Annotated in this window: 11 protein-coding genes; 1 reads left to right on the forward strand and 10 read right to left on the reverse strand. The window is 72.7% G+C overall.

Features of this window, described 5'->3' with window-relative positions; genetic code table 11:
* Positions 1-140: 140 nt before the first annotated feature.
* From ACZ52R_RS02960 to rsmH, 10 genes are all read right to left on the reverse strand, one after another.
* A complete protein-coding gene (locus tag ACZ52R_RS02960) occupies positions 141-917 on the reverse strand; it encodes a cell division protein FtsQ/DivIB (RefSeq protein WP_465663764.1) in 777 nt (258 codons plus the stop codon).
* Complete coding sequence (gene murG, locus ACZ52R_RS02965) at positions 910-2016, reverse strand: undecaprenyldiphospho-muramoylpentapeptide beta-N-acetylglucosaminyltransferase (protein WP_030239918.1); 1107 nt, start codon at positions 2014-2016, stop codon at positions 910-912. Before murG ends, ACZ52R_RS02960 begins: the two co-directional genes overlap by 8 nt.
* A 6-nt stretch (positions 2017-2022) precedes the next feature.
* The gene (ftsW, locus tag ACZ52R_RS02970) at positions 2023-3327 is read right to left on the reverse strand and encodes a putative lipid II flippase FtsW (protein ID WP_360505469.1); all 1305 of its coding nucleotides are present in this window, start codon (positions 3325-3327) and stop codon (positions 2023-2025) included.
* Between the two features lie 106 nt (positions 3328-3433).
* Entirely contained in the window at positions 3434-4867 is a 1434-nt protein-coding gene (gene murD / locus ACZ52R_RS02975; protein WP_465663763.1) for a UDP-N-acetylmuramoyl-L-alanine--D-glutamate ligase, read from the reverse strand.
* Positions 4864-5925: a phospho-N-acetylmuramoyl-pentapeptide-transferase gene (gene mraY / locus ACZ52R_RS02980; RefSeq protein WP_360505467.1), complete on the reverse strand. Its 1062-nt coding sequence runs from the start codon at positions 5923-5925 to the stop codon at positions 4864-4866. The genes murD and mraY overlap by 4 nt, the downstream gene beginning before the upstream one ends.
* Positions 5925-7328 (reverse strand): UDP-N-acetylmuramoyl-tripeptide--D-alanyl-D-alanine ligase, encoded by a 1404-nt coding sequence (locus ACZ52R_RS02985; RefSeq protein WP_360505369.1) that lies wholly within the window; start codon positions 7326-7328, stop codon positions 5925-5927. The genes mraY and ACZ52R_RS02985 overlap by 1 nt, the downstream gene beginning before the upstream one ends.
* The gene (locus ACZ52R_RS02990; protein WP_465621456.1) at positions 7325-8890 is read right to left on the reverse strand and encodes a UDP-N-acetylmuramoyl-L-alanyl-D-glutamate--2,6-diaminopimelate ligase; all 1566 of its coding nucleotides are present in this window, start codon (positions 8888-8890) and stop codon (positions 7325-7327) included. Before ACZ52R_RS02990 ends, ACZ52R_RS02985 begins: the two co-directional genes overlap by 4 nt.
* Positions 8891-8983: 93 nt before the next feature.
* Positions 8984-11245 carry a peptidoglycan D,D-transpeptidase FtsI family protein gene (locus tag ACZ52R_RS02995; RefSeq protein ID WP_465752584.1) on the reverse strand — a complete coding sequence of 754 codons (2262 nt, stop codon included), beginning with the start codon at positions 11243-11245 and terminating at the stop codon, positions 8984-8986.
* A complete protein-coding gene (gene ftsL, locus ACZ52R_RS03000; protein WP_465621460.1) occupies positions 11242-11760 on the reverse strand; it encodes a cell division protein FtsL in 519 nt (172 codons plus the stop codon). The genes ACZ52R_RS02995 and ftsL overlap by 4 nt, the downstream gene beginning before the upstream one ends.
* A gap of 155 nt (positions 11761-11915) precedes the next feature.
* On the reverse strand, positions 11916-12890 hold the full coding sequence (rsmH, locus tag ACZ52R_RS03005) for a 16S rRNA (cytosine(1402)-N(4))-methyltransferase RsmH (RefSeq protein ID WP_360505361.1): 975 nt from the start codon (positions 12888-12890) through the stop codon (positions 11916-11918).
* Positions 12891-13427: 537 nt separating this feature from the next.
* On the opposite strand from rsmH, the gene ACZ52R_RS03010 reads away from it, so the two are divergent.
* Positions 13428-13970: a beta-class carbonic anhydrase gene (locus ACZ52R_RS03010; protein WP_360505359.1), complete on the forward strand. Its 543-nt coding sequence runs from the start codon at positions 13428-13430 to the stop codon at positions 13968-13970.
* Positions 13971-14147: the final 177 nt, after the last annotated feature.

Genomic DNA, 14147 nt, shown 5'->3' on the forward strand with positions numbered 1-14147 from the left:
TTTCAACGAACACGCCGAGCTTCCCCTTTTCTTTTGAGCCTATGTGATCATCAGCCGGCTTAGGAAACCGGGGTGACCACCAAGGTTCAGGCCGACACTTCGAGGCGTCAACCCCTCCCTCAGGCACAGAACCTACCGGATCATCCCGACACCGCCGGCGCCTCCGGAGCGGTCACATCGAAGTTCGTACCCTTCTGGTTCAGCAGCGCCACCAGCACCCGGGCCTTCCGGTCGATCTGTTCCGGACTCCCCCAGCGCACCGTCGCACCCCCGCTGAGCTGCAGCTCGATGTCGTCGTACGAGTGCACCAGCACCGCCCCGGCCCGCTTGGCGACGTCCGGCGGCAACCCGGCGGCCACCGCCACCGCGCCCTGGACCAACTGCGGACGGGAGATCACCCCGTCCACGTCGTTCGCCTGCTGACTGAGCCGCAGCTCCACCACCGGCACGCCCTGCGGCGGGGCCGCCTCGGTGGCGAAGCTCACGCCCCCGGCATCCACCTGGGTGAACCGGCCGTCCTCCCCCTTGACGGCGGCCACCGCCTTGCGCTGGGCGACCTTCACCTGCAGGGTGTGCGGCCAGCCCCGCCACACCTCGGCCTTCGACACCCGGGGGATCGCCTCCACCCGGTGCCGGACGTCGTCCAGGTCCACCCGGGCCAGCGGGCCGTCGCCGAGCCCGCCGATCGCGTCGCGGACCTGGGCCGCCGTCAGCTTGTCGTCGGTCGTCCCCTGGACGGCGACGCTGCGCACGTCCAGCACCGACGAGTAGAACACCAGCCAGGCCAGCCCGCCCAAGACCGCGGCGCCGAGCACGCTCAGCACCACGATGCCCCGCCGGGAGAGCCGGAGGCGAGGAGCGGACTCCTCGTCCTCCAGCTCCGCTTCGAGCGGGTCGGCGAGCCGGCCGTCAGCCACGGCGGCGGCCGCCGCGGTGGGCCTGGATCGCCTCGTAGACCATGCCGACCAGCAGGTCGTCGGCGTCCCGCCGGCCGAACTCGGCCGCGGACCGGCTCATGTCCCACAGCCGCTGCGGGTCGGTGAGCACCGGCAGCACGTTCTGCAGCACCCAGTCCGGGGTCAGCTCGGCGTCGTCCACCAGCAGGCCGCCGCCGGCCTTGACCATCGGCTGGGCGTTCAACCGCTGCTCGCCGTTGCCGATCGGCAGCGGGACGAAGGCGGCGGGCAGGCCGACGGCCGCCAGCTCGGCCACCGTCATGGCACCGGCCCGGCAGAGCATCATGTCGGCCGCCGCGTAGGCGAGGTCCATCCGGTCCAGGTACGGCACCGGGCGGTACGGCGGCATCCCGGGGACGTCCGCGACCTGCGGCAGCTCGTTCTTGGGGCCGACCGCGTGCAGGATCTGCACGCCGTACTGCTGCAGCCGCGGGGCGATCGCGGTGACCGTCTCGTTGAGCCGGCGGGCGCCCTGGGAGCCGCCGGAGACCAGCAGGGTGGGCAGCCGCTGGTCGAGGCCGAAGTAGTGCCGGGCCTCCGGGCGGGCCGCGTTGCGGTCCAGGGTCGCGATGGTGCGGCGCAGCGGGATGCCGATGTACCGGGAGTCGCGCAGCTTGCTGTCGGGCGTGGAGACCGCCACGAAGTCGCTGTAGCGGGCGCCGATCTTGTTGGCCAGGCCCGGGCGGGCGTTCGCCTCGTGCACCACGATCGGCACGCCGGCCCGCTTGGCGGCCAGGTAGGCGGGCATCGCGACGTAGCCGCCGAAGCCGACCACGGCGTCCGCGTTGACCCGCTCGATGATCTCCTGGGCGGCCCGCACGGTGCCGCGCAGCCGGCCGGGGACGGTGATCAGCTCCGGGGTGGGCTTGCGGGGCAGCGGGACGGCCGGGATGAGCTCCAGCTGGTAGCCGCGCTCGGGCACCAGCCGGGTCTCCAGACCGCGCTCGGTGCCCAGGGCGGTGATCCCGATGGACGGGTCGTGCCTGCGGAGGGCGTCCGCGAGGGCCATGGCCGGCTCGATGTGACCGGCGGTCCCCCCGCCGGCGAGTACGACATGCACCGAAATTCACCGCTCCCTGCGTGCCGGCCCGGGGGCCGGGCGCGCTGTGGTTCGTCGTCGTGTCAGCACCCGGGCCAGTCGCTTCCTGATCCGGGAGTTCTTGTTCCGGGCGGCCAGGGCCGCCTTCGCGCCCGAGGTACTGCGTGCCAGGCACAGCAGCACACCGATCGCGGACATGGCCGACAGCATGGCGGAACCGCCGTAGGAGAACAGCGGGAGCGGGACGCCCGCAATGGGCAGCAGTCCCAGCGCCGACCCCAGGTTGATCATGGCCTGCGCCATGATCCAGGTGGTGGCGGCTCCCGCGGCGTACCTGACGAAGGGGTCCTTCGTGCCGATGGCCACACGGATACCCGCGTAGCCTAGTGCCGCGAAGAGGCCGATCACCGACAGCGTCCCCACCAGGCCCAGTTCCTCGCCGGTCGCGGCGAAGATGAAGTCGGTGTGCGCCTCGGGCAGCTGACCCCATTTCTCCACGCCGGCGCCGAGGCCGGTGCCGAAGCCACCGCCGTTCGCGAACGCGAAGACGCCGTGCAGGGCCTGGAAGCAGGCGCCTTCGGGGTCGAGCTTGGTGACGCCGATGCAGCCCAGTCGCTCCGCGCGGTGCGGGACGGTGATGACCAGCGCGGTGCAGACCACCACCGCGACCCCGACGGTGGCCACGAACAGCCGCAGTGGTGCTCCGACCATCCACAGCAGCGCGAACACCATGGCCACCAGGATCATCGAGGTGCCCATGTCGCCGCCGAACATGATCAGCGCGAGCAGCAGCAGGGCTCCCGGCACCAGCGGTACCAGCAGGTGCTTCCAGGAGTTCAGGGTGCCGGCCTTCTGCTTGCGGGCGAGCAGGTCGGCGCCCCAGAGCACCAGCGCGAGCTTGGCGAACTCGGAGGGCTGGAACTGGAAGAAGCCGAAATCCAGCCAGTTCTGGTTGCCGTTGATCCGCACCCCGATGCCGGGCACGGCGACCAGCGTGAGCGCGCCGATCACCCCGAACATCACCGGGTAGACGATCACCCGCAGCACCGCCACGGGGACGGAGGCGAAGCCGATCAGCAGGACCAGGCCGAGGATGGCCGCGATCAGCTGCTTGAGGAAGTAGTACTGGGCCGCGTGGTGCTGGTTCAGGGCGAGGATCTGCGAGGCCGAGAAGACCATCATCAGGCCGAGCACGACCAGCAGCAGCGTGCTGCCGACGACCAGCAGGTACGGCGTGAGCGGCCGGTCCAGCCAGTACCCGAGCCGGGCCCGGAAGGCCTGGACGCGGGCCAGCGGACCGGCCGACTTGTACTTGGTCGTGGTGGCGGAGATCACTCGCCACGGCTCGGCGGCGTCCTGCTTGCCAACGCCGGATTCCGCCCTGCCCTGCCCCGCCACGCCCCTACCCGTTCTGTGCTCTCGCCGGAGGCCCAGTGCCCTAGCTGTCCGCAAGCTCCCGGACGGCCGCCGCGAACAGGTCGCCGCGCTCGCCGTAATTGGTGAACATGTCCATCGAGGCGCAGGCCGGGGCCAGCAGCACGGTGTCACCCGATTGGGCGAGCGACGCGGCCGCGCGGACGACCTCGGCCATCGCCACCGCGCCAGTCTGGCCCTCGGCCGCCTCGATCACCGGCACATCCGGAGCGTGTCGCTCCAGCGCCTCGCGGATCAGCGCCCGGTCCTGGCCGATCAGCACCGCGGCGCGCAGCCGCTCGGCCGCGCCCTGCACCAGGTCGTCGAAGGTCGCGCCCTTGGCGAGGCCCCCGGCGATCCAGACGATCGGCCGGTAGGCGGCCAGCGAGGCGGCCGCCGCGTGGGTGTTGGTGGCCTTGGAGTCGTCGATGTAGGTGACCTCGCGGACCACGCCGACCTCGGCGATCCGGTGGGCGTCCGGGCGGAAGGCCCGCAGGCCCTCCCGGACGGCCTTCGGCTCGACGCCGTACGCCCGGGCCAGCGCCGCCGCGGCGAGCGCGTTGGCGATGTTGTGCGGGGCAGGAGGGTTGACGTCCTCGACGGAGCCCAGCTCAGCCGCGTTCTTGGCCCGGTCCTCGATGAAGGCGCGGTCCACCAGCAGCCCGTCCACCACGCCGAAGTTCGACGGGCCCGGGGCGCCGAGGCCGAAACCGATCGCCCGGCAGCCCTCCTCGACGTCGGCCTCGCGGACCAGCGCCTCGGTGGCCGGGTCGGCCAGGTTGTACACGCAGGCGACGACGTTGCCCTCGTAGATCCGGCCCTTGTCGGCGGCGTACGCCTCCATCGAGCCGTGCCAGTCGAGGTGGTCGGGCGCCAGGTTGAGCACCGCGGCCGAGTACGGGCGCAGCGAGGGCGCCCAGTGCAGCTGGTAGCTGGAGAGCTCGACGGCGAGCACGTCGTACGGCTCCTCGGCGAGCACCGCGTCCAGCACCGAGACCCCGACGTTGCCGACGGCGGCGGTGCGCATGCCGGCTGCGGCGAGGATCGAGGCGAGCATCTGGACGGTGGTGGTCTTGCCGTTGGTGCCGGTGACGGCCAGCCAGGGGGCGGGCTCGCCGGTGCCCGGCAGCGGCTTGCGCAGCCGCCAGGCGAGCTCGACGTCGCCCCAGACCGGCACCCCGGCCGCCTCGGCGGCGGCGAACAGCGGGCTGTCCGGGGCCCAGCCGGGCGAGGTGACGATCAGCTCGGTGCCCTCGGGCAGGCTCGCGCCGTCGCCGAGGCGCACGGTGATGCCCTGCGCCTCCAGCTCGGCGGCCCGGGCGGCCAGGCCAGGCCCGCCGCCGCCGTCCACGACGGTGACGCGGGCGCCGAGGCCGTGCAGGGCGCGTGCGGCGCTGATGCCCGAGACGCCGAGTCCGGCGACGACGACGGGCAGTTCGGAGAAGTCAGGGTTGGTCATCCGGTCCGGTATCCCGCGTAGAAGAGGCCGAGGCCGACGGCCACGCAGAGGCCCTGGATGATCCAGAAGCGGACCACGACCAGGACTTCGCTCCAGCCCTTGAGTTCGAAGTGGTGCTGCAGTGGTGCCATCTTGAAGACGCGCTTGCCGGTCATCCGGAAGGAGCCGACCTGGATGATCACCGACAGGGTGATGACCATGAAGAGGCCGCCGAGCATGATGAGCAGCAGCTCGGTGCGGGAGCAGATCGCCAGACCGGCGAGGGCGCCGCCGAGGGCGAGCGAGCCGGTGTCACCCATGAAGATCTTGGCGGGCGAGGTGTTCCACCACAGGAAGCCGAAGCAGGAGCCCATCAGGGCGGCCGCGACCACCGCGAGGTCCAGTGGGTCGCGGACGTCGTAGCAGCTGACGGTCGCGGTGACGGTGTAGGCGCAGCTCTGCCCGTACTCCCAGACGCCGATGAAGGTGTAGGCGCCGAAGGCCATCACGGAGGCGCCGGTGGCGAGGCCGTCCAGACCGTCCGTCAGGTTCACGCCGTTGGAGGTCGCGGCGATCATGAAGTAGGCGAAGATGACGAACAGCACGGGGCCGATCGACCACTTGAAGTCGCGCACGAAGGACAGCGACTGCGAGGCCGGGCTGAGCCCCCGGTCGTCGTGGAACTGCAGGGCCAGGATCGCGAAGGCAAGGCCGACGATGGACTGGCCGGCCAGCTTCGCCTTGGCCCGCAGGCCGAGCGAGCGGCGCTTGACCACCTTGATGTAGTCGTCCAGGAAGCCGACCAGGCCGAGGCCCGTGGTCAGGAAGAGCACCAGCAGCCCGGAGGCGGTCGGGCTCTCGCCCGTTATCGCCTTGGTGCCGAAGTACGCGATCAGGGTCGCCAGGATGAAGGCGATGCCGCCCATGGTGGGCGTGCCCTTCTTGCTGTGGTGCGCCTTCGGGCCGTCGTCGCGGATGTACTGGCCGTAGCCCTGCCGGGCGAGCAGCTTGATCAGGGCGGGCGTGCCGGCCAGCGAGAGGATCAGGCCGATCATCCCGGAGATGAGGATCTGCTTCATCATCGGGCAGCACCGTCCGTCAGGAGGGCCTCGGCCACCTTCTCCAGCCCCACCGAACGGGATGCCTTCACCAGGACCACATCCCCCGGCCGCAGCTGACTGCGCAGCAACTCGACCGCCGCGTCCGCGTCGGACACCAGCACCGACTCCTCACCCCACGAACCTTCGTTCCTCGCGCCGAGTTCCATGCAGGCCGCCTCGCGTCCGCCGACCGCCACCAGCTTGGTGACGTCCAGCCGGACGGCGAGCCGCCCGATGGCGTCGTGCTCGGCCAGGCTCTCCTCGCCGAGCTCCCGCATCTCGCCGAGCACCGCCCAGGTGCGGCGACGCTCCGGGCCGCGACCCCCCATCGAGACCAGCGCCCGCAGCGCGGCCCGCATCGAGTCGGGGTTCGCGTTGTAGGCGTCGTTGACGACGGTGACACCATCGGCCCGGTCGACGACCTCCATGCGCCAGCGGGACAGCGCACCCGCCTCGCCCAGGGCTGCGGCGGTGTCGTCGACGGACATCCCGAGCTCCACCGCCACCGCGGCGGCGGCGAGGGCGTTCGAGACGTGGTGCTCACCGTACAGGCGCAGTTGCACGGGCGCGGAACCGGCCGGGGTGGTGAGCGTGAACGATGGCCGTCCGGTGGCGTCCAGGCGAACGTCGGTCGCCCGGACGTGGGCGTCCGGGGACTCCCCGAACAGGACCACCTTCGCCTTGGTGCGGGTGGCCATCGCGCGCACCAGCCGGTCGTCCGCGTTGAGGATCGCGGTGCCGTCGACGGGCAGCGCCTCGACGAGCTCGCCCTTGGCCTCGGCGATCGCCTCCTGGGAGCCGAACTCGCCGACGTGGGCGGTGCCGACGTTCAGGACCACGCCGACCCGGGGCGGGGTGATCGAGGTGAGGTACTCGATGTCGCCCTTGTGCCGGGCGCCCATCTCCATGACGAGGTGCCGGGTGCCGGCCTCGACCCGCAGCGCGGTCATCGGGTGGCCGATCTCGTTGTTGAGCGAGCCGGGCGGGTAGACGGTCGCACCGTGGCGCTGGAGCAGCTGCGCGATCATGTCCTTGGTGCTGGTCTTGCCGGCCGAGCCGGTCAGCGCGACCACGGCGGTGCCCTCGGCGCGGGCGACCACGGTACGGGCCAGCCTGCCGAGCGCCTCCACCACACTGTCGACCAGGACGGCGGGCACGCCGACCGGGCGGGAGGCCAGCACCGCGACGGCGCCGGCCTCGACGGCTGTGGTCGCGTAGTCGTGGCCGTCCACGTGTTCGCCGACGAAGGCCGCGAACAGGCCGCCGGGGCTCACCTTGCGCGAGTCGACCTCGACCGGGCCGGTGACCAGGGTGTCCGGGTCGGCGCCGTCCAGGGTGCCCCCGACTGCGGCGGCCACCTCGGCGAGGGTCAGTGCGATCACTGCTGCTCTACTCCTCGGTCGCCCCGCACGGCCGTGGTCCGCGCGATGGACTCGCGCAGCACCTCCCGGTCGTCGAAGGGGCGGATCTCGTCTCGTACGTACTGGCCGAGCTCGTGGCCCTTGCCGGCCACCAGCACGGTGTCCCCCGCCTGGGCGCGGGCGACCGCCAGCTGGATCGCCTCGGCCCGGTCGGGAACGACCAGGACGGCCCCGCGCTCGGCCTCCGGCACCGCGGCGGCGCCGGTCAGCATAGTGGCGAGGATCGCCAGCGGGTCCTCGCTGCGCGGGTTGTCGCTGGTCAGCAGGGCGGTGTCGGCGAGGCGGGCGGCGATGGCGCCCATCGGGCCGCGCTTGTGCGGGTCGCGGTCGCCGCCGCAGCCGACGACGACGTGCAGCCGGCCCTTGGTGACCTCGCGCAGCGAGGCGAGGACGGCCTGCAGGGCGTCCGGCTTGTGCGCGTAGTCCACGACGGCCACGAACGGCTGGCCGGCGTCCACCCGCTCCAGACGGCCGGGCACACCGGGAACCGCGGCGACGCCGGCCACGGCCTGCTCCAGCGGCAGCCCGGCGGCGACCAGCAGGGTGATCGCGGCGATCGCGTTGGCGACGTTGAACGGGCCGGGCAGCGGGACGGCCGCCTCGGCCTCGGCGCCGTCCGGGCCGAGCACCCGGAAGGTGGAGCCGACCGGGCCGAGCCGGACGTCCACGGCCCGCCAGTCGGCGTCCGCGGCGCCGGTGGCGGAGAAGGTGGTCACCGGGATCTTGGCCTCGGCGGCGAGCCGGCGGCCGTACTCGTCGTCCAGGTTGACCACGCCGTGGCGGGACTTGCCGGGCTGGAAGAGCCGGGCTTTCGCCTGGAAGTAGTCCTCCATGTCCGGGTGGAAGTCGAGGTGCTCGGGCGTGAGGTTGTTGAACAGCGCGACGTCGTACGCGACGCCGTCGGTGCGGCCGAAGACCAGGGCGTGGCTGGAGACCTCCATGGTCACCGCGTCGGCGCCGCGCTCGGCCATCACGCCGAGGATCGCGTGCAGGTCGGTGGCCTCGGGGGTGGTGCGCTCGCTCTTGATCCGCTCCTCGCCGACCCGCATCTCGACGGTGCCGATCACGCCGGGGTGGCGCCCGGCGCCGCGCAGGCCGCCCTCGACCAGGTACGAGGTGGTGGTCTTGCCGTTGGTGCCGGTCAGCCCGATCATCAGCAGCCGCTCGGAGGGGCGGCCGTAGACGATCGCGGCGAGCTCGCCCATGACGGCTCGCGGCCGCTCGACGACCAGCAGCGGCAGACCGGTGTCGGCCGCCAGGTCGGCGCCCGCCAGGTCGGTGAGCACGGCCACCGCGCCGGACTCCGCGGCCTTGGCCGCGAAGGCCGCGCCGTGGTGGTTGGCGCCCGGGAAGGCCACGTACACATCGCCCGGGCGGACCGCGCGGGAGTCGTGGGTGACGCCGGTGACGGCGCCGCCCTCGACGGGCGCGAGACCCAGCCGGACGGCCAGCTCGGCCAGCGGCAGAGCGGCGGTCCCGGTCGGGCGGGGCGGACTCACGGTGGTTTGATCGGGTTTCGGCACGGCGGGAAGGCTATCCGCCGAAGGGTGCCCAGGGCCAAACCGGCCCTTCGCCGCACCGTCGGCCGACCCGGCCCGCTCGTCGCTCATGCTCGCTCACGGCTTCCACTCGACGGGCAGGTTGGGCGCCTGGCTGCCGCTCGGCGGGACCTGCAGGGTCTTCAGGGTGAACTCCATCACCTGCTTGAACACCGGGCCGCACAGCTGGCCACCGAAGTGGCCGTTGACCGGGCCCTGGAGAGTACAGGAGACGGTGACGCGGGGGGCGTCGGCGGGGGCGAAGCCGATGAAGGAGGCGGTGTAGCCGTCGTAGCCGACGCCGTTGGCGGCGCCCCGGTCGGCGGTGCCGGTCTTGCCCGCGACCCGGTAGCCGGGGATGGCGGCCTTGCCGCCGGTGCCCTGCTCGTCGTCGACGACCGACTCCAGCATCGAGGTGAGGGTCTTGGCGGTCTGGTCGCTGACCACCCGGGTCTGCTCCCCCGGCGGCGTCGCGGTGTACTTGCCGTCCGGGCCGGTGAGGCCCTGGACGATGCTGGGCGCGACCCGCACCCCGCCGTTGGCGATGGTCGAGTAGACCGACGTGGCCTGCAGCGCGTTCATCTGCAGCGGGCCCTGGCCGAAGGAGATGTTGTACTTCTCCGAAGCGACCAGGTCCTCCGGCTTCTTGAGCATCCCCGGGGTCTCCCCGGGGAAGTTCAGGCCGGTCGGCTGGGCGACGCCGAACTTGCGCATGTAGCCGTCCAGCACCTTGTTGGCCTGGAGCTGGTTGCCGTCACCGAGGGTCTCGATCGCCTCGATGGTGCCGATGTTGGAGGACTTGGCCAGCACTCCGGCCAGGGTCAGGTACCAGGGGTCGTGGTTGACGTCGTCCTTGAACTGCTGGCCGGCCCGGACCAGCCGGTTGGGGACGGTGACCTTGGTGTCCCAGGTGGCCTTGCCGGAGTCCAGGACGGCGGCCAGGCTCATCAGCTTGGCGGTGCTGCCCGGCTCGTACGCGTCGACCAGGGCGGGGTTGCCCAGCTGGGCCTGCTTGGACAGGCTCAGGTCGTTCGGGTTGAAGCCGGGCGCGGTGGCCATCGCGAGGACCTGGCCGGTCTTCACGTCCTGGACCACCACGTAGCCCTTCTCCGCGCCGGAGTTGGCCACCTGGTCGGTGATCGCCCGCTGGGCGGCCCACTGGATGTCCCGGTTGATGGTCAGCTTCACGTCGCTGCCGGGCACGGCCGGGTCCATCGAGCCCCCGGCGGTGGGCACCAGCCGTCCGCCGGCCTGGGCGTAGCTGCTGTGGCCGTCCTTGCCGGCCAGCTGCTGCTGGTACTGCAGCTCCAGCCCCCCGGCGCCCGCGCCCTCGCCGTTGACGAAGCCGACCAGGTTGGCGGCCAGCCCGTCGGCGGGGTAGACCCGCTTCTGGGTCTCCCGGTTGAACACCCCGGCCAGCGGGTTGGCGCACTCGTTGTCCACCCGGGTGCGCCCGCCCTGGTCGGCGGGCTTGCCGAGCAGCTTCTTCTGGACCTGGCAGGCCCGCGAGCCGGCCTGCTTCTCCAGGCTCGACTTGAGGTCGCTGATCTGGTTCTTGGCGGCCGGGGTCTGCTGGGCGGCGAGCCGCTTGTAGCGGGTCTTGGGGGTGTGCAGGTCGGCGGCGATCCTCTCCTTGGGCACACCGAGGATCGGCGACAGCAGGGCGGCCGCCTGCTCCGGCGCGTCCGGGATGCCGGTCGCCTCCGGGGTGAACATCGCCGGGTCGGCGGTGATGTCGTACGCGTCGACGGTGGCGGCCAGCGCCACCCCGTCGGCGGACGCTATCGAGCCGCGCTCGGCGGTGATCGGGATGTTCAGGTAGCGGTTGGTGTTGGCGTCGGCGGCCAGCGCGTCCGAGTCGACCAGCTGGAGCTGGATCAGGCGGCCCGCGAAGACCGAGAACACCAGCGACATCACCACGGTGATCACCCGCAGCCGGCGCTTCGGCTCGGCCAGCTTGAGCGCCTTGGGGCGCTGCGGCAGCCGGCTCTTCGGGCGCGGCCGCACCGCCGCCTGGCTGCGGGCCGGCGGCCGGCCCTCCGGACGCCGCTGCTGCGGCGTGCGCGGGGCGCTGCGGGACACGGCGGCCTTGGCGGGCTGCACCTTCGCGGGCTGGGCCTTGGCCGCCGACTGGCCGCGCGGGGGCTGGGCCTTCGCGGACGGGGCCTTGGCCGGCTGCGCCTTCGGGGACGGGGCCTTGGCCGGCTGGCCGCGCGTGGGCTGGCTCTTGGCGGGCTGCGGCCGACCGGAGCCGGACTGGCCGCGCGGCGCGGCGGACCGAGGCACCGGGCGGCGGCCGTTGCCGGAGCCCGAACCGGAGGGCTGACGAGGCGTGGTCATCGGCCGGGGCCCCCGTTCGGCGCGGCGGGCGAGGCCGGGTTGAGCTGGATCACCGAGTCGCCGGCCGAGGCCGCCGTCGTCGGAGTCGCCGTGGTGGTCGGTGCGGCCGGTGTCGTCGGCACGGCCGGCGGGGCCGGCGGCTGGGCGGCCGGCGACGGTCCGGTGCTCGGCTGGGCGCCGCCCGGCACGGGCTTGGTCGGCCAGGGGTCGGCCGTGGAGCGCTTCACCGGCGGGCTGTCCTGCGCCGGGCCGGGCGTGCCGACCACCTTGCCTCCGTTCGGGACGTCCAGGAAGGCCATCCCCCCGGCCGGGACCATGCCCAGCTCGGCGGCTCGCCTGGCCAGCGCGTCCGGGGCCGAGCTCTGATCGATCTGGTGCTGCAGGCTCTGCTGCTCGTCGGTCGCCACGGTGGTCTGCTTCTGCAGCCGGGACAGCTCGAAGGAGCCCTCGTTGAGCGCGGTGTTCAGCGCCAGCAGCCCGAGCAGCCCCGCCGCCAGCAGCACCACGACGAGCACCGCGAACGGCGTGCGCCCCCGGACCGGGCGTTTCCCCGGCCGGACCGTGATGCGTGCCCTCCCCTGTCCGGGGAGTCCTCCCCGCCCCGCCCGGACCTCACCGGCCACCGGCCCCACCGCTCTCCTCCGCCCTTCGGACCCCGCCGGACCGTTCGTCAGCCCCGCTTGCTTCGGTCCCTGATCCTCTCCGCCACCCGCAGCCGTACGGGCGCGGCGCGCCGGTTCTCCTCGATCTCCTCCTCGGTGGCCTGCTCGGCACCGCGGGTGATCAGTTTGAGCCAGGGCTGGTGCTCCTCCGGGATGAACGGCAGCCCCGGCGGGGCGGTGTTGGTCGCCCCGGCGGCGAAGTACTGCTTCACCAGGCGGTCCTCCAGCGACTGGTAGGACATCACGACGATCCGGCCGCCGATCGTGAGGGCGTCCAGCGCCCCCGGGATCGCCCGGTCCAGGACCTCCAGCTCGCCGTTGACCTCGATCCGCAGCGCCTGGAACGTCCGCTTGGCCGGGTTTCCGCCGGTGCGGCGGGTCGCCGCCGGAATGGCGTTGCGCACCAGATCGACCAGACGCGCGCTGTTGGTGAACGGTTCCTTCTCCCGCTCCCGGAGGATCACCGAGGCGATCTTCCCGGCGAACCGCTCCTCGCCGTAGAACTTGAGGATCCGGGCCAGCTCGCCGTGGCTGTAGGTGTTCAGCACCTCCGCCGCGCTGATCCCCCGGGTCTGGTCCATCCGCATGTCCAGCGGAGCGTCCTGCGCGTACGCGAAGCCGCGGTCCGCCTCGTCCAACTGCATCGAGGAGACGCCGAGGTCGAACAGGACGCCGTCCACGCGGTCGATGCCCAGGCGCTCCAGCACCTCGGGGATCTCGTCGTAGACGGCGTGCACCAGCGTCGCCCGGTCGCCGAACGGGGCCAGCCGCTCGCCGGAGAGCTTCAGTGCCTGCGGGTCGCGGTCCACCGCGACGAGCCGGACCTCGGGGAACTGGGTGAGCAGCGCCTCGCTGTGCCCGCCGAGGCCGAGGGTGGCGTCCACCACCACGGCGCCGGGGCGCGAGATCGCCGGCGCCAGGGCGTCCATGCACCGCTGCAGCATCACCGGAACGTGCTTGGGGCCCGGTTCGTTGGTGGTCATGCGCGGTGGCGCCCTTCTTCGTGCGGAGCAGCCCGAGGCCCGGGAGCTGCCACCATTCTCGCCCACCGTCCCCCGGCACGACGAAGCGGCCCGTGGTCCCCGCCCGCTCGAGGGGAAGATCGTGACCGCCCGGCACCGGGGAAGGTGCGCCAGGTGAGCACGGAGCGGGTGGAGGCCACGGGCCGCGTCGACCGGCCGCACCGGCCGGGAAGGCCCGGTTGACGGGCTCCGGCGGGTGTGCTCCACTGCGCCGCAAACTCTATCGCCCAGGCCCTGCCAGTCAATGGTCCGCTCCGGCGCACCACCCGGGCGGCGGAACGGATCACCGCAGGTCGCGGCCGTTGGGGTGGTCCCGCGGCGGCCCGATCCGGGGGCCTTCGGACATCGTCGCGCGCCCCCACCCCACGACCCGCGTACGACCCATCCGGGACCAGCCCGGACAAACCCTCCCGTTGTGGCTATGCACTCGATCACAGCCTCCTGTTCTGTAGCTCTTCACCCCACCGCGGACGCCGGATTCGCACTAACGTCGCCGGCATGACAGTGACCCCCGACCGGCCCACGCCGAACGCCGCTGCCGCTCCCGCCGGACCCACCATCATCGACCGCTTCGTCGCGGCCAACCGCGAGTACGCGGTGACCTTCCAGGACGGCGGCATGGACGCCCGCCCGGTGCAGAAGATCGCCGTGGTGGCCTGCATGGACGCCCGCCTCGACCTGTTCGCGGCGCTCGGCCTCGAACTGGGCGACGCGCACGTCATCCGCAACGCCGGCGGCGTCGTCACCGACGACACCATCCGGTCCCTGACCATCAGCCAGCGCGCCCTCGGCACCCGCTCGATCGCGCTGATCCACCACACCGGCTGCGGCCTGCTCGGGCTCACCGAGGACTTCCGCCGCGAGCTGGAGCTGGAGGTCGGCCAGCGCCCGCAGTGGGCGGTGGAGGCCTTCGTCGACCTGGACGGCGACGTCCGCCAGTCCATGCAGCGCGTGCGCACCTCGCCCTTCCTGCTGCACACGGACGACGTCCGCGGCTTCGTCTTCGACGTCCACACCGGCCTGCTGCGCGAGATCCGGTAGGCGGTCTCCGGCCCCGCCCCCCGCCCCACCGGCATTCGGGGTCGGCCGAATGGTGACTTCTGGCCATCGCGCGGGGGAGAATGCGGCTGCCGGTCAGACCCCGAACCACCTGGGGCGACCGGGCCGCAGGCCGCCTCCCCGACGCCGGATCCGCCATCGGAACCGTCCCCGGGACGG

It is taken from the genome of Kitasatospora sp. NPDC034023 (genome assembly GCF_055575795.1).

Coding starts and splice junctions, on each gene's coding strand:
- murD (WP_465663763.1), bottom strand. CDS start 4,867: ATGACCAACCCTGACTTCTCCGAACTGCCCGTCGTCGTCGCCGGACTC.
- mraY (WP_360505467.1), bottom strand. CDS start 5,925: ATGAAGCAGATCCTCATCTCCGGGATGATCGGCCTGATCCTCTCGCTG.
- ACZ52R_RS02995 (WP_465752584.1), bottom strand. CDS start 11,245: ATGACCACGCCTCGTCAGCCCTCCGGTTCGGGCTCCGGCAACGGCCGC.
- rsmH (WP_360505361.1), bottom strand. CDS start 12,890: ATGACCACCAACGAACCGGGCCCCAAGCACGTTCCGGTGATGCTGCAG.
- ACZ52R_RS03010 (WP_360505359.1), top strand. CDS start 13,428: ATGACAGTGACCCCCGACCGGCCCACGCCGAACGCCGCTGCCGCTCCC.